The following is a 22,770-nucleotide window of genomic DNA, read 5'->3' as shown; positions in this document are numbered from 1 at the left end:
GCATCCCTCCTCGCGGCTCCCTCCATCCGAAATGTCCCCACGGGCGGGTCGCAGCACATCCACGCTGGCTGCCTGGACAGCCACCGCGGAGTCGCGAGGCATCAGTCGGAGGTGAGGGGAATGGGCCCTCCTGGATTCGAACCAGGGACCAATCGGTTATGAGCCGACAGCTCTAACCGCTGAGCTAAGGGCCCTCGTGCCTCTCCTGCCAATCGTGAGCGGACGGCCTCACGCGGCGCGGGCCGACTATCTCCCCGTGCCCGCGCGCGTGGCAAGGCCCGCCGTCAGGAGTCAGGGCCCGTGTCTAGCACCACGCGGAACACCTGTCCGCGCTGCGCCACGGTGACGCCCTCCGCGCGCAGCCGCTTCGCCTGCTCGTGCGCCACCGGGGGCGCCAGCGTCCCGTCCGAGCGGATGACCCGCCACCAGGGCACCTGCGTGGCCTGTCCCGGGAGGTGCTTCAACTCCCGGCCCACGCCGCGCGCCGCGCCGGGCCGCCCCGCGTAGAGCGCGACCTGCGCGTACGAGCGCACCTCGCCCCGGGGAATGGAGCGCACCTGGCGCATCACGTTCTCGTGGAAGGGCAGGGGAGCAGCGGGCTTCTTCGGAGGCACGCGGGGACCTCGGGGTGGAAACGAGAAGGCCCCCGGTCCACGAAGCGGGAGCGGGGGCCTTCAGGCAACTTCAGGTCAGCGGTCTAGCTCTCGACGAACGAGCGCAGGCGCTTGGAGCGGCTGGGGTGGCGCAGCTTGCGCAGCGCCTTGGCTTCAATCTGGCGGATGCGCTCGCGCGTCACCTCGAAGTCCTGGCCCACCTCTTCCAGCGTGTGGTCGCTCTTCTCGCCGATGCCGAAGCGCATGCGCAGGACCTTCTCCTCGCGCGGGGTGAGCGTGGCGAGCACCTTCCGCGTCTGCTCGGCCAGGTTCATGTTGATGACCGCGTCCGCGGGCGACACGAGGCTCTTGTCCTCGATGAAGTCGCCCAGGTGGCTGTCCTCTTCCTCGCCGATGGGCGTCTCCAGGGAGATGGGCTCCTTGGCGATCTTCAGGACCTTGCGCACCTTGTCGAGCGGCAGCTCCATCTTCTCCGCGATCTCTTCGGGCGTCGGCTCGCGGCCAATCTCCTGCACGAGGTAGCGGCTCGTGCGGATGAGCTTGTTGATGGTCTCGATCATGTGCACCGGGATGCGGATGGTGCGGGCCTGATCCGCGATGGCGCGGGTGATGGCCTGACGGATCCACCAGGTGGCGTACGTCGAGAACTTGTAGCCGCGCTTGTACTCGAACTTGTCCACCGCCTTCATCAGGCCGATGTTGCCCTCCTGGATGAGGTCCAGGAACTGCAGGCCGCGGTTCGTGTACTTCTTCGCGATGGAGACCACGAGGCGCAGGTTCGCCTCCACCAGCTCGCTCTTCGCGCGCTCCGCCCGCTTCTCACCCAGCCGGATGGCGTCGTAGTTGCGGCGCAGGGCGTCCACGGGGAGGTTGGCCTCCTCCTCCACGCGCTTGATCTTCCGCACCGCGGTGCGCACGTCGCGGTCCAGGACCTCCAGCTGCTCGGCGGTGAAGTTGAGCTGCTTCTGGAGCTTCTTCGCGATGTTCGGGTTCTCGCGGGACTCCTTCAGCTGCGGGCGCAGGTCCTTCATGGAGACGCTGTAGCGACGCTCCAGGTCGCCCAGCTCCTCCTCGGCCTTCTCCACGCGCTCGATGAGGCCCTTGAGGTTCACGACGATGCGGTCCACCTGCTTCTTGTTCAGCCGCATCTCCTCCAGGACCTCCATCATCTTGGTCCGAAGGTCCTTCACCTCCTGCTTCAGCTCCTTCTTGCGCACCTCCGTGAGCTTCTTCTTCCCGGAGAGCTCCTCCTCCAGGACCTCGCAGTCCTTGGCGAACTTGCGGAAGCGCTCGATCTGCTTGGAGATCTGCTCGATCTTGTTCAGCTCGCTCTGGGCGAGCTGCGCGGGAGCCTCGGCCTCGGAGACCTCTTCGACGGCCTCCTCCGCGTTCTCCGACTGGGCCTCTTCGGGCGCGTCCTTGATGACGTCGCGCACGCGCAGCTTGCCCGTCTTCAGGCGGTTGCTGATGTCCAGGATGTCCGCCACGGCGACGCGACAGGCGAGCAGGGCGCGGAGGACCTCCTTCTCACCCTCTTCGATGCGCTTGGCGATCTCCACCTCGCCCTCGCGGGTGAGGAGGCTGACGCTGCCCATCTTGCGCAGGTAGAGGCGGACGGGGTCGTTGGACTTGCCACCCGGCTCGTCGTCCTCGTCCTTCTCGTCCTCGTCCTGGTCTTCCTTCTCTTCCTCGACCGCGACGGTGGGCTTGATCTCGTTGGACTGCGCGGCCTTCTGCGCGTCGACGATCTCGATGTCGTTGTCGCCGAACATGCTCATCACGTCGTCGATCTGATCGGACGACACGATGTCGGCGGGCAGGGCGTCATTCACCTCGTCGTAGGTGAGGAAGCCCTTCTCGCGGCCGGCGGCGAGCAGGTCCTTCACTTCCTTGCGCTCGGCGACCGGGTCCTCCTCCACGTCGTCCTCGACGGCGTCGGGGTCGACCTGGACGGCGGCGGCGGCCTCTTCGGCGGCCTCCTCGGGGTCCACGTCGTCGGCGAGCGCGGCCACGCCCTTCTTCTTCTTGATCTTCTCGGGTGCCTCGGCGGCGGCGTCCTTCGCCACCAGCTCCTTCTCCTCGGCATCCGCAGCCTTCGTCACCTTCGCCACAGGGCTGTCCGGTGCCTTCTTCTTGCGGATCACCGGATCCACCTTCTTCTTGGTGGGCTTCACGGATGCCTTGGAGGGCTTCTGCGTCGGCATTCGGGTACTTCTCCTTAAGAAAATCAGGTGCTTTGGCCTGGGCGAGCCGGCCGATCTACCGCAAAGTCGAGCTTTCTTACAAACGCGAACTCAAACCGGTTGCATTGGTGCCTTTGTTCCCGTTCCCGAGGAGGCGGGCCTGAGCTCGTCCAGGACGCGCTTGCGGAGCGCCAGCAGCTCCTTGCGCTCCGACAGCAGCTGCCGCGTCTCCTCTGTCAAATCAAAAGCCCCCGGCGTCTGTTCCGTCGCCCGCTTTATATAAACGAGCCGCTCGTCGATGCGCCGCACCATGATGTCCCGGCACACCTGGACGAACTCCCCCTCCAGCTCCGAACCCCCAGCGGAGAGGCGGCGGCCAGCCTCCAGGAGCGCTCGCTTGACGACCTCCGTCGCCTCGAAGAGCGCCTCCTCCACCCCCTGCCCGGATGTCGTCTGCGCCAGCACCATCCGCAGCCCCATGTGTGACAACTCATCACACACACGGAACACATCCCGGGTGAGCAGCCGGGGCTCCCGGAGCACGGCGGCCACGTAGAGGCACTCGGACTCTGGAGGGGGGCGCTCCGCCTGGGGCTTGGGGACGGGGCGGGGGACGTCCTGGGACGCCATGGCGTAGCCCCCGGGCCCCGGCGCGGGCTTGGGCGTGGGGGGCGCCTTGTACTGGAGCGACGTCTCAATCTGCGCCGGCATCCAGCCGAAGTGCCCCGCCAGCGCGCTGATGAGGGTGGAGCGCGTCAGGCCCGGGGGCACCTGGGCGGTGACGGGCTTGAGCCGCTCCAGGGCGGCCATCTTCTCCTCGAAGCTCGCCTGCTTGCCCGTGGGCAGCAGGGTGGCGAAGAGGTACGCGGTGAGGGGCTGGGCCCCCTCCAGCAGGCGCTCCACGCCGTCGGTGCCTTCCCGGCGGGCGAAGACGTCCGGGTCGTCACCCTGGGGCAGGAGGGCCACCCGGGTGGGGGCGCCCGCGGCGAGCAGGGGGCCGGCCAGTCGCTCCACGGCGGCGAGCCCCGCGGAGTCGCCGTCCAGGAGCAGCACCAGGTCGCGGGCCTCCGCGCGCTTGAGGCCCTGGAGGTGCCCGGCGGTGAGGTTGGTGGAGCACAGGGCCACCGCGTGGCGCACGCCCACCTGATGCAGGCCGATGCAGTCGAAGTAGCCCTCGACGAGCACCGCCGTCTTGCGCTTGTGGATTTCGTCGCGCGCCTGGTCCATGCCGAAGAGCGTCTCGCTCTTGTTGTAGAGCCGGGACTCGCGCGAGTTGAGGTACTTGGGCCCGTCCTCCGCCGCCACCATCCGCCCGCCGAAGGCGATGGGCCGCCCCTCCGGCGCGCGGATGGGCACCATCAGCCGGCTGCGGAAGAAGTCGATGCAGCCGTCGCCGCTGTTCCGCTTCGTGACGAGGCCCGCCTTGAGGCCCCACTCCAGCATCCCGTTCTTCTGGAGGCGGTCGGCGAGCAGGCTCCACTCCGCGGGCGCCCAGCCCAGCCCGAAGCCCTGGGCCACCTCGTCGGTGACGCCGCGGGTGGCGAGGTAGGCGCGCGCGGCGCGGCCCCCGTCCTCCCAGAGGAGGGAGCGGAAGTGCTCGGCGGCGAAGTCCGTGGCCTCCTTGACCTGCTGGCGCTCCTTGAGGCCCGGGTCCTGCGCGGCCTCCAGGTCGATGCCCACCTCCTGCGCCAGGTCCCGCACCGCGTCCTGGAACGTCTTGCCCAGGTAGCGCTGGATGAAGGACACGGCGTCGCCGCTCGCACGGCAGCCGTGGCAGAAATAGAAGCGCTTCTCCGGCACCACGTAGAACGAGGGGGTCTTCTCCTGGTGGAAGGGGCAGCGGCCCTTGAACTCCCGGCCGGCCTTCTTCAGCTCCACGTGGCGGGACACCAGCGTCACGATGTCCACGCGGTCGAGGACCTCCTGGATCTTGTGTTCCGGAATCACGACGCCCCTCCCTGCATCCGCATGAGCGCGGCCATCCGCCTGCCATCCTGACGGCAGGGCCTGACACGTCCGGACCGGTGGCCTCCCTGCCGGGTTGCCCTCCTGGGGAGAGGGCGTGGGGCAGGGAAGCGGCACCGGAAGCGGACGACCTTCACGGATCAGCAGTTAGCGGCGAGCGGGCGAGGGATCAAAAAATCCGCTCCAGAGCCCGGTGGATTGGGAGGGCGCCTGGAGGAAATCCTCCGGCGCCCGCTCCCGGGGTGCGACCATGCTTCAGGACATCTTGGAAAGCTGGGACTTCACTTCGTCGGAGACGGCCCGGCCTTCCGCGCGCCCCTGGATCTTGGGGTTCACGTTCTTCATGACCGCGCCCATGTCCTTGGGGCCCTGGGCTCCGGACTCGGAGATGGCGGCCGTCACGAGGGCGGAGAGCTCCTCGGCGGAGAGCTGCTGGGGCAGGTACTTCTGCAGGACGGCGATCTCCTGCTCTTCCTTCTCCGCGAGCTCGGGGCGGCCTCCGGACTTGAACTGGTCGACGGATTCGCGGCGCTGCTTGATGAGCGTGTTGATGACCTTCTGCACGGCCTCGTCGTCCAGGGCGGAGGCGCCCGGCTCGACTTCCTTGTACTTCACGGCGCTCTTGAGCATCCGCAGCACGCTCAGGGACAGCTCGTTCTTGGACCGCATCGCGTCCTTCAGGTCCGCGTCGATGCGCTCTTTCAGGGTGGCCATGTCGGGATTCCTCACAGGCGGCGAAGGGGTTCGCCAAGCCAAGGGGATGGGACGGCGGGAGCCAGGGCACCTGACTTTTCAGGGGCGCCCCGGCTCCTCACTGCGGGCCTGCTAGTACGACTTGCGGGCCTTCTTCACAGCGCGCTTCTTGGCGGCGAGGGCCTTCTTCTTCCGCTTCACGGAAGGCTTCTCGTAGTGCTCGCGCTTGCGGATCTCGGAAAGGATTCCGGCCTTCTCGGTGGCCTTCTTGAAGCGCTTGAGGGCGCTCTCGATGGACTCACCTTCCTTCACTCGAATACCGGGCATGCAGTCACCTCCTTCCGCCTAGCTGATTGCGATCTGAAAAGTCTCAAAGGGCCGGGGGTATGGCCCAGCAGGACGCAAAAGGCAAGGAGACCCGTACGGAAAGGATGGGGGGTGGGTGCGCTACAATGTCCTCCGCGTGCGTTGCCTCCTCCTCCTGGTGCTCCTGCTGGCGGCCAGTCCCTCCCGGGCCGGGACGGTGGCCTCCGAGTGCTGGTCCTCCTGTCGCCGTCACGTCACCGACCCCTCCCTGCGGGCCCGGACCTGCCCCGTCTGCGTCACGGGGGGCCGGGTGGACAGCTGGGTGGCGGCCCTGGGGGCGGGGGGCGCGGAGGCCCAGGTCGCGCTGGCGTCCGCGCTCCAGGACCCCAGCTGGCGGGTGCGCTGGGCGGCGGTGCGCGCGGGCGCCCGGAGCCGGGGGCTCACGGACCGGCGGGCCCTGGCGGACTGGATCATGGAGACGCCACCGGACGCGGACCTGGGGGCGTGCCTCACCGCCGTTCGCGCCGCGGCGGACACCGGGAAGTCCACGGCGGACTTCCTGCGGGACGCCGGGGCCCGGGGGCCCTCCGCCGCCGCGCGGGTGTGGGCACGGCGGGACGCCATCCGGCAGTCGCTCTTCCTGGAGATGTTCGCGCAGGAGCCCCTGGTGCGGATGCCCGCGCTCCTGCACCTGGCCACCTTCCAGGGGCGGACGGCGACGCGGGTGGTGCTGGACGCGGTGGCGTCGCGGCCCGTCGCGGGGGATGAGGTCATGGCGGCGCTGCTGGCCGCCGTCGCCGAGCGTCAGCGTGCCTCCACGGGGCGGCTGCTGCTCGCGGAGGCGAAGCCCGCGGACGAGGCGGCCGTCAACCGCCTCTTCGCCGTGTACTCGCGGGAGATCGACGCGCTCCGGCCGGAGCTGGCGTCGGGGGACGTGCAGCGCCGGCGCACGGTGGCGGCGGCCCTGCGCCGCTACGGACCGCTGGCGAGCCGCGAGCTGGAGGGGGCGCTGGGGGATGGGGACGCCCGCGTGCGCGAGCATGCCGCGCGGGGCCTGGCGGAAGCGGGTGGACGGCCCCTGCGCGAGGCCGCGCTCCAGGGGGTGAAGGGGGCGGAGACGGTGGAGGCCGCCCGGCCGTGGCTGGAGGCGATGGCCCGAGAGAAGGGGTGCGCGGCCTTCCTCCGGGACGTGGCGGACGGGCGCAACGCGCGGACTCCGGAGATCCAGGGCGAGGCGGTGGCGGTGATGGGGGACTGCTCGGAAGGGGGAAGTCCCATGCGCCGGCTCGCGCCCTATGTGTCCGCGAAGGTGCCGGCGGTGCGCGCGGGGGCGGTTCGCGCGCTGGGGTCGCTGCCCCGCAACCCGGAGGCGCTGGAGCTGGCGGCGCAGGCGCTGGAGGACGGGGAGCCGGAGGTGGTGGCCGCCGCGCTGGACGTGCTGGCCACCTACCGGCAGCCGTCGCGCGGGGATGCCGTCGCGGGGCTGCTGGGGTCGGATCATCCGGTGGTGCGCGCAGCGGCGGCCCGGGCGCTGGAGTTCCTGGGCCGTGCTCCGCACGTGCGGGTGCTGGCCGAGCGCCTGCTCACGGATCCGGTGGCGGACGTGCGTGTCGCCGCGGCGCGGACGCTGACGGTGCTGGGAGGGCCGCAAGCGGTGGCGGCGCTGAGTGAAGCGGTGGCCCGCGACGCGGACGCGCACGTGAAGCACGTGTCGCGGGAAGGGCTTCGGCGGCTGGGCTTCGGCCGCTGACGCCTCCGGGCAAGGCTCCGACGCGATGTCCCGAGCGCCGGCCTCGCGCCTCGCGCCTCGCGCCTCGCGCCTCGCGCCTCGCGCCTCGCGCCTCGCATCCAGGGCGAGGCCCGCGTGTCTGGAATCAGGGGCGCGGCGCGACGCGCACGGCCGCGAACCCCGGCGCCGTGAGGCCCGCTGTTCCGGGCCCCGGCGTGGAGCTGCTCACGGACCGCTGACGGCCTTGGCGTCCACGCGGTTCCGGCCCGCGTGCTTGGCGCGGTACAGGTACTTGTCCGCGGCGGAGATGAGGTCCTCCGGCTGGGAGAAGTCCGAGTCCAGCAGCGTCGCCACGCCCAGGCTGATGGTCACCTTGATGGGCGTGCCGCTGAAGATGAAGTCGGCGCGGTCCACCGCCACGCGGCAGCGCTCCGCGCACGCCAGGGCCGCGTCCTCGGCGGACTCACGCAGCATCAGCGCGAACTCCTCGCCGCCGTAGCGCGCGAGCAGGTCCTCGGTGCGCACCGTGTCCGCCACCCGCTGCGCGATGCGCGTCAGCACGAAGTCTCCGGCCGGGTGGCCGTACACGTCGTTGATGCGCTTGAAGTGGTCCACGTCGAAGAGCACCAGCGACAGGGGCACGCGGTGGCGCAGGCAGTACGCGAACTCCTTGCGCACCGTCTCCATGAAGTACTTCTTGTTGTAGACGCGGGTGAGGCCGTCGCGCGTGGCGGACTCGTAGATGCTGCGCTGGTACTGCTCCTCCAGCGCGTCCTGGATGCTGAACTTCAGCACCGTGTTGGAGCCGATTTGAATCTTGTCGCCGTCGTACAGCGGCGCCGCGCTCACCTTCAGGCCGTTCAGGTACGTGCCGTTGGTGCTGCCCAGGTCCACCAACTGGAAGCGGCCGTCACCGATGGCCACCACCTTGGCGTGCTTCCGGGAGATGCCGTCGTCCTCCACCTGGAACTGGGCCTCGGAGCTGCGGCCCAGCACCACCTCCGAGCGGTCCAGCTTGAACATCCGCCCGATGCCGGCGGCGGACTTCGCGCTGATGACGATCAGGTACGCGCTCTGCTGCTGGGCACTGCCCAGCAGGTCCGAAATGGAATGGACGGAAGTTTTCTCCTCGGACATCGCGCCTCCCATCTTACGGGCCGCCTTTTCACGGCGGCAAGCACACCCACGCGCCTTTCACACACCCGGTGTCAGCCGACCCGCCCCACCCGGGCCGGTCGGCGCCGTTTCTTGACGGGCCGGGGGACTGTCGGGCGCTCGACGGACAGCTCTCCGGCCACCGGCGTCCGGAGGAAGCGCGCCAGCGCCTCGCCCCCCCGGGGGTGCTCGGACAGCCCCTGCATCAGCTTCACCAGCGCCGCCGACGGGGTCATGTCCGCACCGCCCACCGCGCCCTGCTCCAGGGCCATGGCCCCGGACTCATAGAGCGTGAGGTCCACGCCATTGCGGGACGACTGGCTCACCACCAGCACCGGGATGCCCCGCTCCCGGGCCTGCACGAAGAGCGGCTGGAGCGACCGGCCCAGCTCCGGCGCGATGGGCACGTTGCCCGCGCCGTACGCCTCCAGCACCAGCCCCTTCACATGGGGGAGCAGTTGCAGGGGCAGGGTGGGATCCAGCCCCGGGTACACCTTCAGGAGGAAGACGCGCGGATCCAGGCCGGCGTGGAGGCGGAAGGGGCCCCGGGCCTTCAGCCCCTCCTCGAAGGTGGCGTCCACGCCCAGGGTGCCCAGCACGGGGAAGTTGGGGCTCTCGAAGGCGTCGTATTCGGCCACCTTCACCTTGCGCGTGCGGTTGCCGCGGTACAGGTGCGAATCGAAGCAGATGGTGACCTCGCGCGGCCCCTGGAGCGCGGAGAGCACCGCGTCGATGAGGTTGAGCCGGGCGTCCGAGCGGATCTCCCCCAGCGGCCGCTGCGAACCGGTCAGCACCACGGGGCAGGGCGGGTTGCGCAACATGAAGGACAGCGCACTCGCCGTGTAGGCGAGCGTGTCCGTGCCATGGGTCACGACCGCCCCGTCGAAGTCGGGAAGGCGACGGTGGAGGTGGGTGGCCATCCGGCTCCAGAGCTCGGGCTGCATCTCGGAGCTGTCGAGGTTGCAGAACAGCTCCAGCTCGATGTCCGCGAGCTGGAACAGCTCCGGGGCGCGCTTGCGGAGGGTCTGGAAGAAGGCCGCCGGACGGAGGGCGGAGGGGCGGCCGCCGGCCATTCCGAGCGTGCCTCCGGTGTGCAGCAGCAGGACTCTGGGCATGGTCGAAGGGCCTCCCTGCCAAAGGCCGCCTTGCTTTACAAGCCCGGCGCGCGTGGCTAAGACCCGCGGCCGTGCTCCTCCCTTGTTGGAAGCGTGTCGCTCCCGTGCTGGCCGCGGTGACCCTGCTGGGCTCCGGCTGTACCAAGAGCGCTGAGATTCCGGCCGCCCCCGCCCCCAAGGCGGCCCCGGCCCCAACCCCGGCGCCCACTCCGGCCGCGAGCCCCGTCGCGGCGGCGCCCTCCGCGGATCCGTCCCAGGTGCTCACCGGCATCCCCGGCATGGACTTCTCCGCGCTGCCGCCGGCCGCCAGGCGCGAGCTGGCCACGGTGTTCACCGACGAGTTCTGCTACTGCGGCTGCCCCCATGCGCTGGGCGCGTGCCTCAAGCAGCACACGGGCTGCAAGCACGCCAAGCGCATGGCCCGGCTGTCCGCGCGCCTGGTGTCCGAGGGCGGCCCCGCGAGCGAGGTCATCGTCACGCTCTCCAAGTACTACACGTCCTTCCGTGAGCCCCGCACGGCGCTCAAGGTGGACCCGCGCATGTGCCAGGGCGACGCGAACGCCCCCGTGACGGTGACGGAGTTCTCCGACTTCGAGTGCCCCTTCTGCGGCAAGGCCCGCCCCATCCTGGAGGGCTTCGCCAGGAAGCACCCCACCCAGGTGCGCTTCTGCTTCCTGCCGTTCCCGCTCTCCATCCACCCCAACGCCGTCCCCGCCGCGCAGGCGGTGCTGTGGGCGCGCGACCAGGGGAAGTTCTGGCAGATGCACGACGCGCTCTTCGGCCAGCAGGAGAACCTCAAGCCGGAGGCGCTGCCCGCGCTGGCGAAGTCGGTGGGTCTGGACGGGGACAAGCTGGCGGCGGTGCTGAAGACGGAGAAGTACAAGGACGAGATCGAAGGCTTCCGCTCCCAGGGGCGCATGGCGGCCATCACTGGCACCCCGGCGGTGTTCTTCAACGGGCGGGCGTACGACCTGGGCTACCAGGAAGGGCTGCTCGAGCACAGCATGGAGGACGAAGTGGAGTGGCGCGCGAACAACAACGCGTGGGCCGCCGACTGACACCGGGATGAGCCAACGCTTCCGCATCGATGGCGCCGCGCAGCTGGTCCCCGAGGACCGCACCGGCATCCCCGCGCTCGCGGGACGCTCGGGCACGTACGCGCTGATGCCCACGGCGCCCGACCTGCTCGTCTTCTCCCGCCAGCCGCCGGAAGGGGGCTCCATCCCCACGCCCCGCGTGGTGCTGGCCGGTGACGCGGGGGGCTTCCCGCTGTCGGACCTCATCGCGTTCCTGAGCCAGTCGCGCTGGAGCGGCGTCGTGCGGGTGCACACGCCGGGCGGCGAGCGCTCGCTGATGATCCGCGAAGGCGAGGTGCGCGGCGCCACGTCCGAGGAGCCCGCGGACCGGCTGGGCGAGGTGCTGGTGCGGCTGGGCTACGTGGACCGGGCCCAGGTGGAGGCCGTGCTGCGCGAGCAGTCCGCTTCGAAGGTGGGCCGGGCCCTGGTGGAGAAGGGCCTGCTGCAGGCGCATGACTTGTTCAAGTGCGTCACCCACCAGGTGAGCGAGATCTTCCACGCCATCGTGCTGTGCCGCGAGGGGGCCTTCTTCCTCATCGACCAGCCCCTGGACGAGAAGACGGGGCACTCCATCCAGCTGTCCACGCAGAGCCTGCTGATGGACAGCATTCGGAAGATCGACGAGCTGGCGCACTTCCGCAAGCGCATCCCCCACGGCCGCATGTACGTGGCGCGCAAGCGTCCGTCCGACGGCAAGCTGGAGGAGGACGAGGACCGCGTGCTGGCGATGCTGGACGGGCGGCGCACGGTGCTGGAGCTGGGGCACGCGGCGCGGCTGTCCGAGTTCGACATCACCAAGGTCGTCTTCCGGCTGCTCGAAGGGGGCTTCGCCGGGCTGACGGACAAGCCCGTGGGCGCGCCGGCCGTCGCGGCGCCGGAGAAGGCGGCCACGCAGCGGGCGCGCCCCGCGGTGCGCACCGTGCCGCCGGTGGATGCCCGTCCGGTGGCGCGCGTCTTCAACTTCATCTTCCGGGAGATCCGCGACGAGGTGTCGCGCCAGGGCATGGACCACGAGTTCATCGCCGCGGCGAACGCGGCGCTGTCCGGGCAGGCGCTGTCGTCGTCGCCGGTGCTGGAGGGGCTCGCGTTCGCGGCGGACGGCAGCCTCCCCGAGGGCCGGCTGATGGATGCCTTCGACAAGCACCGCGCCCAACTGGGCAGCGAGCCCCTGGCTTCCTTCCGGCAGGCGCTGAGCGACGTGATGTTCTTCCTGCTGTTCCAGGCGGGAGAGCTGCTGGAGTCGCGCGCGGACGAGGACCTGGCCCGGCGCGTGAAAGAACTCCTGGCCACGCTCGAGGCGCCGTGACGGACGCTGGCTTTGGATTTCCCCGGCTGACGGCGGACGTCCCCGGGTGCGGGGGCGCCTTCAAGCTCACGCCCGACGACTTCGAGGTGGAGGAGCTGCCCGCGTACCTGCCGTCCGGCGAGGGCACGCACCTGTACCTCTGGGTGGAGAAGCGCGGCCGGGACACGCGCGAGGTGGTGCGCGCGCTGGCCGCCGCCATGGGCGTGCGCGAGGACGACATCGGCGTGGCGGGGATGAAGGACCGGCAGGCGGTGACGCGGCAGTGGCTGTCCGTGCCCGCGATCGCCGAGCCGCGCCTGCCCGAGTTCGCGCTCGACGGGGTGCGCGTGCTGGAGTCGAAGCGGCACGGCAACAAGCTGCGCACCGGGCACCTGAAGGGAAACCGCTTCCGGCTGCGGCTGCGCGGCATCCAGGACGTGGGCGCGGCGCGCGAGTCCTTCGCCCGGCTGTCCGCGCAGGGCGTGCCCAACTACTTCGGGGAGCAGCGCTTCGGTCGGGCCGGGGACAACGCGGACCTGGGCCGGCTGCTGCTCCTGGGGCAGCGCCTGCCGAAGCGGCCGGATCGCTTCCAGCGCAAGCTGTACCTGTCCGCCTTCCAGTCCCGGCTCTTCAACCAGGCGCTGGTGCAGCGGCTGGAGGCGGGGACGTTCGCCACGGCGCTCCTGGGCGACGTGCTGCGCAAGGAGGAGACGGGCGGCCTCTTCGTGTGCGAGGCGCCGGAGGTGGACAACCCCCGCGTCGCCGCGTTCGAGGTGAGCCCGGCGGGTCCGATGTTCGGCCCGAAGATGACCGCCTCGCGGGGCGAGGTGGCGGAGGCCGAGGCGAAGCTGCTCGTGGACGCGGGCGTCACGGCGAGCGACTTCGTGCGGGGAGGGGACGAGACGGAAGGCACGCGCCGCCCCTACCGCGTGCGGCTGGGCGCGCCGGACCTCACCGTGGAAGGGGAGGACGCGATGCTCACGTTCGAGCTGCCTCGCGGCGCCTACGCCACCGAAGTGCTGCACGAGCTGCTGAAGGACGGCTGACGTCCCGGCCTCCGCGCCGCTCCTCGCCGGGCCCTGTCACACGAATGCCTGAAACGACCACGCCTCCCAGGGCGTGAGGCCCGGGGAGGCGCGGGGTGCTTCAGCGCCGCTCCGTCGAGGCGGAGCGGCGTGGGGCGGGCACTACTGCCGGACGACGTTGAACTCCGTGCGGCGGTTGAGCGCGCGGCCGGCCTTGGTGGTGTTGGGCGCCACCGGCTGCGCCTCACCGAAGCCCACGGCCTCCAGCCGACCCGGGTCGATGCCCCGCTTCAGCAGCTGCGCCAGCACCGCGTCGGCGCGCTTCTGCGACAGCTTCAGGTTGGAGGTGTCGTTGCCCAGCGAGTCGGTGTGACCCTCGATGCGCACCTTGCGGATCCACGCCGCGTCCTTCAGGGCCTGGGCCACGTCGTCCAGGACGGTCGTGCTCTGCTTGCCGATGATCTTCGCCGAGCCGGACCCGAAGAGGATCTGCTTCTTGATCTCGATCCGGTCCTTCTTGACGATGACCATCTTGTACTGCTTGGCGCAGCCGCGCTCCTCCTTCACGCCCGGGTCGTCGGGGCACGCGTCCAGCCGGTCCACGATGCCGTCGCCGTCCTTGTCCGGATCCGGGCAGCCACCGTTCTCCACGGCACCGGATTCCAGCGGGCACCGGTCCTGCGCGTCCGGCACGCCGTCGCTGTCGTTGTCCAGGTCCGGGCAGCCGTCCTCGTCCTGGAAGCCGTCCTTGTCCTCCGGCTCGTCCGGGCACTTGTCCTTGTCGTCGTTGATGCCGTCCCCGTCCTTGTCGACGATGGGGCAGCCCAGGTTCTGCAGCGGGCCCGCCTCGTTGGGGCACTTGTCCGTGCCATCCACGATGCCGTCCAGGTCGTTGTCCAGCTCCGGGCAGCCGTCCTCATCCTCGAAGCCGTCCTTGTCCTCCGGCTGCTCCGGGCACTTGTCCACGTTGTCCAGGACGCCGTCGCCGTCCTTGTCCTTGGGCGCCTCCGCCGGGCAGCCGTTGTTCTCCGCCACGCCGGGGATGAGCGGGCACTTGTCCTGGACGTCCAGCACGCCGTCGCCGTCGTTGTCCGTGTCCGGGCAGCCGTCCTGGTCCTGGAAGCCGTCCACGTCCTCGGCCTGGTCGGGGCAGGGGTCGTCCTTGTCCAGGACGCCGTCGCCGTCGCCGTCCGTCTCCTCGATGCTCACCACCACCTGCTGCTGGGGCTGCTGCGGCTGCTGGGGCTGGTCCGGCGTCTGCGGCGCCTCCGGACGGTCGCGCACCAGCACCTGGCGGGGGGCGCAGTTCTTGGACAGCTCCAGGGCGCGCTTCACGGCGCTGTCGGCGCTGCGCACGTGCTGGGCGGCGCGGGTGCTGTTGCCCTGGCTCAGCTCTCCCCGGGCGAAGTCCAGGTTGGCCTCCGCGGCGGCCAGCTCGGCGGGGGCGCAACGCAGGGCGCCGCCCCGGCGGGCGCGCTCCACGTCGGCGGTGAGGACCTCGGTGTCAGCGCGGATCTTGTTGCCGCTGACGCAGGCGGTGGTGGCCAACAACAGGGTGAGCAGCGCGGACTGGGACAGACGCTTCATCGGGGAGCGCTCGGGCGTCACGGGTTCTGGGGGCGACCCTGGGAGTCGGCGTTGGCGGCGGACATGGACTTCTCACGCGCCTCGTTGGCGAAGCGGGACGCCTTCACCGCGAAGTCCACGCCGGCCTGGTAGTCCGAATAGCCGACCTCCTCGCGGGCCTTCTGGAGGTAGAGGTTCGCGGCCGTCCACTCGTACGGGGCTTCCTTCTCCGCGCCGGCCGTACGCGCGGCCTGGATCTGCACCTCCGCGTCGAGGATGTTGGAGGTCGATTTCGCGGGGCCACATGCGGTCAGCACGCCCGCAACCGCCATCAGGAGCGACTGCTTCGTCATCACGTGGGCCTCGGTCTTCCAGAGCGAAGGGACTGGGGTCGGTCGTATCAATCGCCCTCGGGGGGGTCAAGAATCGGGCGGTTGGCGTGAAGCAGGGAGCCGGGCGGAAGGGGGGACTTTGACGGCGGACGCCGCGCTTGCCATCGTTCTGCCCCCTGTGCCTTCCCCGTTCCCGCGCCTGTTGCTCCTCGTGGTCCTGTTGCCCCTGACCGGCCTCGCCGCCGGCTCCGCGTCCGCGTCCAAGCGGGCCCAGAGCCGCGCGGAGGCGGACGCCGTGCTCACCCAGGTGTCCCGGGGCGGGCCCGTGCCGTCCGCGTCGGCGCGCCTGCGCTACCTGCGCGAGGAGTCCTACGCGGCCGAGCAGATTGGCCCGCTGCTGCGCACCACCTTCGAGGAGCGCACCCGCCGCAACCTGGCCTCGCTCCTGGCGTCGCTGGGGGCCCGCGCGGGGGAGGCCACGCTCGTGAAGCTCACGGCGGATGGCGACAGCACCGTGCGCATGTACGCGGCGCAGGGCCTGGCGAAGCTGGGCAGCCGCAACACGAACGCAGTGCTGCCGCTCCTGAACGACAAGAGCAGCGGCGTGCGCCGCGAGGCCGCGCGGGCCCTGGGCGCGTCGCGCAACCCCAAGGTGGGCCGGGCGCTGATGGCGGCCGCCAAGGGCGAGGGGGACCTGGAGGTGCGCGCGGCGCTGCTGGAGGCCGCGGGGGCGTGCGGGGACGCGAAGCAGAAGGCGGGGCTCAAGGCCTACCTGGACAGTGATTCGGAGAGCACGCGCTTCGCCGCGGCCCGGGGGCTGTGCCGGCTGGGGGCCCCAGAGGGCTTCGCCTTCGCGCAGAAGCTCCTGGGCAGCCCCGACCGGTACGTGCGCCGCCAGGGCCTGGCGCTCTTCGAGGGCGTGCCGGCGAAGAAGGCCAGCCCCGTGCTGTCGCCGCTGCTGAAGGACGCTGACCGCGCCATCGCCGCCGCCTCCGCGCGGATGCTGCACCAGGGCGGGGACGCGGGCGCGCTGGACTGGCTGGTGCTGGCCTCCTGGAACGCGAAGGGCGAGGAGAAGCTCACCTACGAGAAGGAGCTGGAGACGCTCCAGCTCGCGGACGACAAGCGCAAGGCCATCCTGCGCAAGGCCGGGGTGGCGCCGTGAGCCTCGCGGGCGTGTGCGCCCTCGCGCTCCTGTCCCAGGCGCCGGTCGCGTCGCCGTCCCAGGCCCCGGAGACGCCGGTGCCCGCGGCGCGCGCGGTGCCCGCGTCACTCACCGCGCCCTCGCAGCCGGGGACGGCGCCAGCGCCCGCGCCCGTGCGTGAGAATGGCTGGACGCCGCTGACGCCCGAGCAGCGCGCGGCCCTCATCGCGGATCAGGCGGAGGCGCCGCTCTCCGTGCGGCTCCTGGGCATGAGCGAGCGCTTCCTCAACACCCCCTATGTCCTGTCGCCCCTGGGCGAGGGGCAGGGCGTGGATCCGGACCCCACCTTCCGCCTGGACGCGGTGGACTGCCTCACCTTCGTGGAGGAGACGCTGGCGCTGGGCATGGCCCACGGCGAGCCGGAGGTGCCGGCGCTGCTGGAGCGCATCCGCTACGCGAGCACGCCGGCCTACGAGGACCGCAACCACCTGATGGAAGCGCAGTGGCTGCCCAACAACATCAAGAAGGGCCTGCTGGTGGACGTGACGCGGCGCTACGCGAAGGACGACGCCGTCGCCGTCACCAAGACGCTCACCGCGCTCACCTGGCAGTCGAAGTCGTCCCAGGCGCTGCAGCTGCCGCGCGAGCGCCAGCCCGTGGGCACCTTCGGCCTTGAGATGATTCCGTTGGACAAGGTGCTCGCGCACGCGCGCAACGTGGCGTCCGGCACCATCCTCGTGGTGCTGCGCGAGGACCTGCCCCTGAAGGCCACGCGCATCACCCACCTGGGCTTCGTGGTGCAGAAGAAGAAGCGCACGTACCTGCGCCACGCGTCCCGGGGCGGCTACAACCGCGTGGTGGACGAGGACCTGGAGACGTTCCTCGCCCGCAACGCGCGCTACGACAAGTGGAAGGTGACGGGCGTGAGCCTCTTCGAGGCCCGGCGCCCGCCCCCCACGCTCGTCGTGAAGCCCGAGCCCGCTTCGGGCAGCGCGGACGTCGGTACGCCCTGACGGGCACCTAGAGGGCGGGGGGCGCGCTGTCCAGCGGTGCGCCGCGCGCCAGCTCTCCCTCGCGCTCCTCCTCCTCCGCGGCGCGACCGGCCTCCTCCGCCGTGGCCTGCGACTGGAGCTTCACCTGCTCCAGCAGGGACGCGGCGCGCACCTGGGAGGTGTCCGGGACGAGGATCTCCCACCAGGGTAGCAGGTTGCCGGTGGTCAGCTCGTCCACGATGCCAGAGCGGCCGGGGCGGACGATGAGCGGGATGCCCTGCTCCTCCAGCACGTCCGCGAAGACCTGCGCCGTCACGGGGTCCTCCGCGATGCCCGCCTTCACGAACCGGTGCTGATCCAGCTCGTGGGGGAGCGGCAGCCCGCGGTCATGCATCTCGTCCGACGAGACGAGCGGCGGGTGGGTGGGGCAATCCGTGCAGTTTGCGACACTGTCCTGATACTCCGAGCCACACCGTGAGCAGTACCTCATGAGGCCCTCCTGGGCATGGCTGGAATGTTAGGAACGCTTCGCGCGGATGGCAGGCGGCACCCCGTGCGAATTCCGTCCTTCAGTGCCGCGCGGCGTCCCCCAGCTCGCCCACCATCTTGCTCAGGCGCTCCACGTCGATGGGCTTGCGCATGACGACGTCGCAGTGCTCGGCGCCGTCCACCTGCGCATAGCCGGACACGAGGACGACCCGGGCGTTGGGCTCGCGCTCCTTCACCTGCTGCGCCAGCTCCGTGCCGTTCATGCCCGGCAGGGACTCATCCGTCACCACGACGTCGGGGTGCGTGTCCTCGAATGCCTTGAGGCCCGCCACGCCGTCCGCGGCGGTGGTGACGTCGAAGTCGTCCTCCAGGAGCTCCGCCAGCAGCTCCCGGCTGTCGCCGTCGTCCTCGACCAGCAAGACCTTGATTCGCTCGCCATCCATGCGACTACAGCAACCCGGTGGACCGGCGTATTCATTCGATCCGCCCGTCCCGGACGCGGCGACGGTCGGCCGGCTGCTTCGGGGGAGGGCAGGCGGGAGGGCTTGCGAAAGCCCCTCACGGAAGGGCCTGGGACTGCCCATGTTTGTTCCCGGAGGTGAATCCATGAAGGTGTTGTTGCGTGGAGTGCATCTGGGGCTGACGGACAACCTCAAGGCGTATGTGGATGAGCACCTGGTCGCCCACATCGAGCGGTTCGCCGAGGACGAAGCGTCGGAGATCGACATCTCGCTCGTGGACATCAACGGGCCCAAGGGAGGCGTGGACAAGGAGTGCCGGGTGACGGTGCGCATGCCCGGGATGGAGTCGGTGCACGTGACGGTCACCGCGGAGACGCTGTTCCAGGCCATCGACGCAACGCGTGACCGGTTGGAGAAGACCCTCAAGCGTGCCTTGGAGCGCCGTCGCAGCGTCGCGACGAACGGCTTGCCGTACGACCTCAACGCGGACGCGTCGAACAACTACTAGGCGCGTCCCGCCAGTGCGGCGGCGGTCACGGTGGAGGAAGGGCCCGGGAATTCCGGATGCCAGCCAGGCATCCGGCCCCCGGGTTCCTTCGGGCCAGTTCCTTGCTGGGGTCGGAAGGTGGACGCTATAAGCGGATCCCCTCACCCTTGGGCTAAAGGACGGCGATGGTCCGCCTCAAGTTCCTGCTGTTCGCACTCCTGGTCTTCGGACTGGGCCTGGCTCACCTCCCGATGCTGTCGGCGCCGCAACGCGCACGCGCGGTGGAGGGCGCCGCGCTCCAGGCCGCATCGGGCGCGGGCGAAGTGGCGCGTCGCGTGGATGCACGCCGTGCTGAAATCCAATCCCTGGCGCTGAAGCTGGCCGGCAGCGCCGACGTGGCCGCCGCCGTGCACGCCCTGCGTCCGGCGCCCGTGGTCCGCTCCCCGCGCGATCGCAACGCCGCGAGGGACGCGGAGGACTCCGGCGCGCTCCCGCCGCTGACGGTCGAGCGCTTCGCGACCCTGCGCGCCGCCGCGGAGGGCGTGCTGCCCAAGGAGGCGCAGGGCGCCGTGGTGGCGGTGGTGTCCGGTGACGCGAGCTTCCATGCGCGCGCCGGGGCCGAGCCGTCCTCCGACGCCGCGCTCCTGGACGTCCCGGCGCTCGCCAGGGCGGGCACGTCCGTGGTGGACGCCTTCGGGGCGCCGCACGTCTTCACCGCCGTGCCGCTGCTGTGGAGCGGTGAGGCGACCCAGGTGCCCGCGCTGACGCTGGTGGTGGGCGCGCCGCTGGTGGCGGACACCACGCTGCAGGGCGCGCTGGACGCGTCGGGCGTGGCCGCGCTGGGGCTCGTGCAGGGTGACAAGGTGGTGGGCGGTGTGGGGGCGGAGAAGGCGCGGCTGGAGGGCTCGCTGCCCAAGCTGGGCGCGGGCGCGAAGGACACGGTGCTGGAGACCGGGTCGCTCCAGGCGCTGGGCCCCGTGCAACTGCCCGTGTTCACCCAGGGCGACGCGATGGGCGGACAGGCCCCGTTGTTCGTGGGGGCCCGCCGGGCGCTGGACGGCACGCCGTACGAGGTGGTGGCCATCGCGGGCACGGCGGCGACGCTGGCCCCGCTGGCCGCGTACCAGCACACCGCGCTGCTGGCCCTCGCGGGGCTGCTGCTGCTGAGCCTGGTGTGGATGGCGCTGATGGGCGGGGGACGCCGCGCGTCCTCCGACGAGGCCGTCGCGACGGGCAATGGGGACACGCTGGGGTGGTCCGCGGCGATGGCCGCGCAGACCGCGCCCGCCGCGGCGCCGGTCGCCGTGGCGCCTCCGGTGTCGGCCGTGTCCGCGCCGCAGGCGGATCCCTTCGGTGCTCCGATGTCCGCGGAGCCGGTGTCGAACCCGTTCGGCGCGGCCATGCCGTCCGAGCCGGTGTCGAATCCGTTTGCTTCGGCGGCGGGCGCGCAGTCCACGGGCCCGGCCGCGGATCCGTTCGGCAGCGCGGACGCGTTCCCGTTCCCGTCGGCGCCCGCGGATCCGTTCTCCATGCCGCCGGCCCAGGCCTCCGGCTCGCAGGCGGATCCGTTCTCCATGCCGCCTCCGTCCGCCGCGCCGATGCCGAGCCCGTACAGCGCTCCGCCTCCGGTGGCGGCCGCGCCGCTGGCGGATCCGTTCGCGGGGGTGGAGTCGTTCCCGTTCCCGTCGCCGCCCGCGGCCTACCCCCCGCCCGCCGCGGAGCCGTTCACGCCGCCCCCGGCGTATGCGCACGGGGCGCCGATGCCCTTCGAAAACTCGGCCGCGCCGAACGAGCCCATCGCGCAGGCGGCCCCGCGTCACGGCGGCGCGTTCGCCTTCGAGGACCAGCCCACGGCGGCGTACTCGCTCCAGCAGGCGGCCAACCCGTTCGCGCTGGCGGCGGCGCAGTCGCCGGATCCGGACTCCAATCCGGAGACGACGCGCGTGGCGGCCATCCCCCGGGAGCTGCTCCAGGCGAGCACCCGGCCCACGTCCGAAGCCATCCCGATGCCGCCCCCGCGCAACAGCGGGCTTCAGGCGATTCCGCTGCCGGGCGCGGGCAACACGGCGGCCGCGGCGGCGTTGCAGGAGGAGCAGCACTTCCAGGACGTCTTCCGCGAGTTCGTCACCACGCGCGAGCGCTGCGGTGAGCTGGCGGACGGCCTGACGTACGACAAGTTCGTGCAGAAGCTGCGCAAGAACAAGGAGCAGCTCGTCACGAAGTACGCGTGCAAGACGGTGCGCTTCCAGGTCTACGTGAAGGAGGGCAAGGCCGCCCTCAAGGCAACGCCCGTCAAGGACTGACGTCCGGCGGACACCGCGTCGTGCCCGAAGGCCCGGGACCTCTTCGCGAGGTGCCGGGCCTTCTCACTGCGGGGCTCCAGGGCCTGTCGGGATGCCGCACCCCCGAGCCGCCCGGAGGCCGGGCTTCGTCGCGTGGGGGCGGTGGCGGTGGGTGGCGGGGGCGCGTCCGGTTTCAGCTCGCGCGGGGAAGCACGACGCTGAAGCGGGCGCCCTGGCCCGGCTCTCCGCCCACCTCCAGCCGGCCGCCGTGCTCCTGGAGGATGCGCGCGGCGATGGCGAGCCCCAGGCCGGTGCCGCCGTCCTTGGTCGTGAAGTAGGGCTCGAAGATGCGGGCGCGGTGTTCGGCGGGGATGCCGGGCCCGTCGTCCTCCACCTCGATGACGGCGTCCGCGTCCGTGCCCTTCACGCGCACGCGCAGCGAGCCTCCCTTGCCCGTCATCGCCTCCTCGGCGTTCTTCACCAGGTTCACGAGCACCTGGGTGAGCTGGTCGCGGTCCGCCCGGGCCACCACGCCCGTCTGGAGCGCGGGCAGCAGGTGGATGCCCTCGGGCGGCGCGGCGTAGAGCGACAGCACGCCCTGGGCCAGCTCTCCCAGGTCCACCGGGGCGAGCTGGGGCTTGGGCAGGCGCGCGAAGCGGCTGAACTCGTCCACGATGCGCCGCAGCCGCTCCACCTCCTCCAGGATGACGCCCGCGCTCTCCTTGAAGAGGGCGGGGAAGCTGGGGTGGCGGGCCTCGTGCGCGGCCAGCAGCGTCTCCAGCGACATGCGGATGGGGGTGAGGGGGTTCTTGATTTCGTGCGCCAGCCGCCGCGCGACCTCCTGCCATGCGGCGATGCGCTCGGTGGCCATCAGCCGCTCGGTGGTGGCCTTCAGCTCGGACGTCATGTGGTTGAACGTCCGGACCAGCTCGCCCACCTCGCCCGAGGCCCGCGCGGCCACCTGGACGTCCAGCGCGCCCTCCGCCACGCGGCGGGCGCCGGAGGTGAGGGCCTCCACCGGCCGCGTCATCCACCGGGAGACCAGCAGGCCCAGCAGCGCCGCGAAGGCGAGGCCCAGCCCCGCCAGCAGGAGGAACGCGCGCATGACGCCTTCTTCCGCCTCCCGGGCGGCGGCGCGGCTGAAGGTCAACCGCACGGAGGCCGTGTCGCCCAGGAGCAGCACGCGCTCCACCGTGGGCGGGGCCGCGCTGCCCGCGTGCGCCACCGTCACCGCGCCGGACAGCAGCGTCACGTCCGCCTGGGTGAGCCGCGCCAGGTGCTGCGCGAGGCCGTCATCCAGCACCACGCCGCCCACGGCCCAGAGGCGCACGTCGCCGTAGTCCACGGGCCGCGCGGTGACGAGCGCGGGCACCTGCCTGAGGCCCGCGTTGCCTCGCACGTCCACACGCACCGGCACGGGTTTGGGGGACTTCTCCTTCGTCACGGCGAACAGCACGGCGTCCGGGTCGCCGCGCCGGGCGGGCAGGTGGCCGGAGGAGAGCACCGTGCCGTTGCGATCAAACAGGGTGAGCACCGTGAGGCCGCGGCTCTTCATCAGCCCTTCGGCGGTGCCGGCCTGGATGGCGCGCAGGGGGCGGTCGCGCGCCTCGCGCACCAGGTCCTCCATGGCGGGGCTCTCCACCAGCTCCTCCACGGCGCGGCGCGCATTGGAGGCGGAGCGCTCCAGGGACTCCTGCGCGGAGGCGGTGGCGGCCGTCATGCGCGCGTCCAGCTCACGCGACAGTGTGTCGCGCAGGCGCGTCAGCGTCAGGGGAACCACCACCGCCAACGGCACCAGCGCGAGCAGGGCGAAGGCGAGCGCGAGCCGGGTCCTCAGGCGCATGCGGCGTCTTCCTTCGTTTCAGCGCGGC

The 22,770-nt window shown here is 71.4% G+C and carries 20 protein-coding genes and 1 tRNA gene; 8 read left to right on the top strand and 13 right to left on the bottom strand.

Going from position 1 to position 22,770, the window contains the following annotated elements; genetic code table 11:
- Window positions 1-121 precede the first annotated feature (121 nt).
- The 6 genes from OV207_RS14680 to rpsU form a co-directional block, all read right to left on the bottom strand.
- A tRNA-Ile gene (locus OV207_RS14680) sits at window positions 122-194 on the bottom strand.
- A 90-nt stretch (window positions 195-284) separates the two neighbouring features.
- Entirely contained in the window at window positions 285-614 is a 330-nt protein-coding gene (locus tag OV207_RS14675) for an MGMT family protein (protein ID WP_267555872.1), read from the bottom strand.
- A gap of 83 nt (window positions 615-697) precedes the next feature.
- Window positions 698-2,818, bottom strand: a complete 2,121-nt coding sequence (gene rpoD, locus OV207_RS14670; RefSeq protein ID WP_193347926.1) for an RNA polymerase sigma factor RpoD — start codon at window positions 2,816-2,818, stop codon at window positions 698-700.
- A gap of 90 nt (window positions 2,819-2,908) precedes the next feature.
- Window positions 2,909-4,744, bottom strand: coding sequence for a DNA primase (gene dnaG / locus OV207_RS14665; RefSeq protein ID WP_267555871.1), 1,836 nt, complete (start codon window positions 4,742-4,744; stop codon window positions 2,909-2,911).
- Window positions 4,745-5,017: 273 nt separating this feature from the next.
- Window positions 5,018-5,476, bottom strand: coding sequence for a GatB/YqeY domain-containing protein (locus OV207_RS14660; RefSeq protein WP_193347928.1), 459 nt, complete (start codon window positions 5,474-5,476; stop codon window positions 5,018-5,020).
- A 111-nt stretch (window positions 5,477-5,587) separates the two neighbouring features.
- Entirely contained in the window at window positions 5,588-5,782 is a 195-nt protein-coding gene (rpsU, locus tag OV207_RS14655) for a 30S ribosomal protein S21 (RefSeq protein ID WP_014395136.1), read from the bottom strand.
- Window positions 5,783-5,918: 136 nt separating this feature from the next.
- On the opposite strand from rpsU, the gene OV207_RS14650 reads away from it, so the two are divergent.
- On the top strand, window positions 5,919-7,511 hold the full coding sequence (locus OV207_RS14650) for a HEAT repeat domain-containing protein (protein WP_267555868.1): 1,593 nt from the start codon (window positions 5,919-5,921) through the stop codon (window positions 7,509-7,511).
- 204 nt (window positions 7,512-7,715) lie between these two features.
- Here OV207_RS14650 and OV207_RS14645 read toward each other — a convergent pair whose 3' ends face one another.
- Together OV207_RS14645 and OV207_RS14640 are read right to left on the bottom strand one after the other, a co-directional pair.
- Complete coding sequence (locus OV207_RS14645) at window positions 7,716-8,627, bottom strand: GGDEF domain-containing protein (protein ID WP_120529987.1); 912 nt, start codon at window positions 8,625-8,627, stop codon at window positions 7,716-7,718.
- A gap of 71 nt (window positions 8,628-8,698) precedes the next feature.
- Window positions 8,699-9,760, bottom strand: a complete 1,062-nt coding sequence (locus OV207_RS14640) for an asparaginase (RefSeq protein WP_267555866.1) — start codon at window positions 9,758-9,760, stop codon at window positions 8,699-8,701.
- Between the two features lie 104 nt (window positions 9,761-9,864).
- On the opposite strand from OV207_RS14640, the gene OV207_RS14635 reads away from it, so the two are divergent.
- From OV207_RS14635 to truD, 3 genes are read left to right on the top strand one after another with little or no spacing between them, the layout of a single operon-like run.
- Window positions 9,865-10,818 carry a DsbA family protein gene (locus tag OV207_RS14635; protein ID WP_267555865.1) on the top strand — a complete coding sequence of 318 codons (954 nt, stop codon included), beginning with the start codon at window positions 9,865-9,867 and terminating at the stop codon, window positions 10,816-10,818.
- Window positions 10,819-10,825: 7 nt separating this feature from the next.
- The gene (locus OV207_RS14630) at window positions 10,826-12,142 is read left to right on the top strand and encodes a DUF4388 domain-containing protein (RefSeq protein WP_267555864.1); all 1,317 of its coding nucleotides are present in this window, start codon (window positions 10,826-10,828) and stop codon (window positions 12,140-12,142) included.
- On the top strand, window positions 12,139-13,167 hold the full coding sequence (truD, locus tag OV207_RS14625; RefSeq protein ID WP_193347933.1) for a tRNA pseudouridine(13) synthase TruD: 1,029 nt from the start codon (window positions 12,139-12,141) through the stop codon (window positions 13,165-13,167). Before OV207_RS14630 ends, truD begins: the two co-directional genes overlap by 4 nt.
- A 141-nt stretch (window positions 13,168-13,308) precedes the next feature.
- On the opposite strand, the gene OV207_RS14620 is transcribed toward truD, so the two are convergent.
- A complete protein-coding gene (locus OV207_RS14620; RefSeq protein WP_193347934.1) occupies window positions 13,309-14,733 on the bottom strand; it encodes an OmpA family protein in 1,425 nt (474 codons plus the stop codon).
- Between the two features lie 17 nt (window positions 14,734-14,750).
- On the bottom strand, window positions 14,751-15,065 hold the full coding sequence (locus tag OV207_RS14615; protein ID WP_267555906.1) for a DUF4398 domain-containing protein: 315 nt from the start codon (window positions 15,063-15,065) through the stop codon (window positions 14,751-14,753).
- A 190-nt stretch (window positions 15,066-15,255) separates the two neighbouring features.
- On the opposite strand from OV207_RS14615, the gene OV207_RS14610 reads away from it, so the two are divergent.
- Together OV207_RS14610 and OV207_RS14605 are read left to right on the top strand one after the other, a co-directional pair.
- Window positions 15,256-16,209 carry a HEAT repeat domain-containing protein gene (locus tag OV207_RS14610; RefSeq protein ID WP_267555863.1) on the top strand — a complete coding sequence of 318 codons (954 nt, stop codon included), beginning with the start codon at window positions 15,256-15,258 and terminating at the stop codon, window positions 16,207-16,209.
- A complete protein-coding gene (locus OV207_RS14605; RefSeq protein WP_267555862.1) occupies window positions 16,206-17,201 on the top strand; it encodes an N-acetylmuramoyl-L-alanine amidase-like domain-containing protein in 996 nt (331 codons plus the stop codon). The genes OV207_RS14610 and OV207_RS14605 overlap by 4 nt, the downstream gene beginning before the upstream one ends.
- A 7-nt stretch (window positions 17,202-17,208) precedes the next feature.
- Here OV207_RS14605 and OV207_RS14600 read toward each other — a convergent pair whose 3' ends face one another.
- Together OV207_RS14600 and OV207_RS14595 are read right to left on the bottom strand one after the other, a co-directional pair.
- Window positions 17,209-17,670 carry a DUF2007 domain-containing protein gene (locus OV207_RS14600; RefSeq protein ID WP_267555861.1) on the bottom strand — a complete coding sequence of 154 codons (462 nt, stop codon included), beginning with the start codon at window positions 17,668-17,670 and terminating at the stop codon, window positions 17,209-17,211.
- Between the two features lie 79 nt (window positions 17,671-17,749).
- Window positions 17,750-18,112: a response regulator gene (locus tag OV207_RS14595; protein WP_193347938.1), complete on the bottom strand. Its 363-nt coding sequence runs from the start codon at window positions 18,110-18,112 to the stop codon at window positions 17,750-17,752.
- Between the two features lie 163 nt (window positions 18,113-18,275).
- Between OV207_RS14595 and hpf the strand changes: the two genes are divergently transcribed.
- Window positions 18,276-18,638 carry a ribosome hibernation-promoting factor, HPF/YfiA family gene (gene hpf, locus OV207_RS14590; RefSeq protein ID WP_193347939.1) on the top strand — a complete coding sequence of 121 codons (363 nt, stop codon included), beginning with the start codon at window positions 18,276-18,278 and terminating at the stop codon, window positions 18,636-18,638.
- Window positions 18,639-18,802: 164 nt separating this feature from the next.
- Window positions 18,803-20,920 carry an MXAN_5187 family protein gene (locus OV207_RS14585; protein ID WP_267555860.1) on the top strand — a complete coding sequence of 706 codons (2,118 nt, stop codon included), beginning with the start codon at window positions 18,803-18,805 and terminating at the stop codon, window positions 20,918-20,920.
- Between the two features lie 172 nt (window positions 20,921-21,092).
- Here the strand turns inward: OV207_RS14585 and OV207_RS14580 are convergent, their stop codons facing one another.
- Window positions 21,093-22,742 (bottom strand): ATP-binding protein, encoded by a 1,650-nt coding sequence (locus tag OV207_RS14580; protein ID WP_267555859.1) that lies wholly within the window; start codon window positions 22,740-22,742, stop codon window positions 21,093-21,095.
- Between the last annotated feature and the right edge of the window lie 28 nt (window positions 22,743-22,770).

The sequence above is a fragment of the Corallococcus sp. BB11-1 genome (genome assembly GCF_026626625.1).
Classification (GTDB): Bacteria; Myxococcota; Myxococcia; order Myxococcales; family Myxococcaceae; genus Corallococcus; species Corallococcus soli.
The sequence above is the reverse complement of the archived record's forward strand: the minus strand, read 5'-3'. Positions and strand labels throughout refer to the sequence as shown.

What these genes read in the sequence shown, in the direction of transcription:
- OV207_RS14600 (WP_267555861.1), bottom strand. Translation starts at nt 17,670, where the DNA reads ATGAGGTACTGCTCACGGTGTGGCTCGGAGTATCAGGACAGTGTCGCA.
- OV207_RS14585 (WP_267555860.1), top strand. Translation starts at nt 18,803, where the DNA reads ATGGTCCGCCTCAAGTTCCTGCTGTTCGCACTCCTGGTCTTCGGACTG.
- OV207_RS14615 (WP_267555906.1), bottom strand. Translation starts at nt 15,065, where the DNA reads ATGACGAAGCAGTCGCTCCTGATGGCGGTTGCGGGCGTGCTGACCGCA.
- OV207_RS14580 (WP_267555859.1), bottom strand. Translation starts at nt 22,742, where the DNA reads ATGCGCCTGAGGACCCGGCTCGCGCTCGCCTTCGCCCTGCTCGCGCTG.
- OV207_RS14640 (WP_267555866.1), bottom strand. Translation starts at nt 9,760, where the DNA reads ATGCCCAGAGTCCTGCTGCTGCACACCGGAGGCACGCTCGGAATGGCC.
- OV207_RS14660 (WP_193347928.1), bottom strand. Translation starts at nt 5,476, where the DNA reads ATGGCCACCCTGAAAGAGCGCATCGACGCGGACCTGAAGGACGCGATG.
- OV207_RS14645 (WP_120529987.1), bottom strand. Translation starts at nt 8,627, where the DNA reads ATGTCCGAGGAGAAAACTTCCGTCCATTCCATTTCGGACCTGCTGGGC.
- OV207_RS14595 (WP_193347938.1), bottom strand. Translation starts at nt 18,112, where the DNA reads ATGGATGGCGAGCGAATCAAGGTCTTGCTGGTCGAGGACGACGGCGAC.
- hpf (WP_193347939.1), top strand. Translation starts at nt 18,276, where the DNA reads ATGAAGGTGTTGTTGCGTGGAGTGCATCTGGGGCTGACGGACAACCTC.
- rpsU (WP_014395136.1), bottom strand. Translation starts at nt 5,782, where the DNA reads ATGCCCGGTATTCGAGTGAAGGAAGGTGAGTCCATCGAGAGCGCCCTC.
- OV207_RS14620 (WP_193347934.1), bottom strand. Translation starts at nt 14,733, where the DNA reads ATGAAGCGTCTGTCCCAGTCCGCGCTGCTCACCCTGTTGTTGGCCACC.
- OV207_RS14630 (WP_267555864.1), top strand. Translation starts at nt 10,826, where the DNA reads ATGAGCCAACGCTTCCGCATCGATGGCGCCGCGCAGCTGGTCCCCGAG.
- rpoD (WP_193347926.1), bottom strand. Translation starts at nt 2,818, where the DNA reads ATGCCGACGCAGAAGCCCTCCAAGGCATCCGTGAAGCCCACCAAGAAG.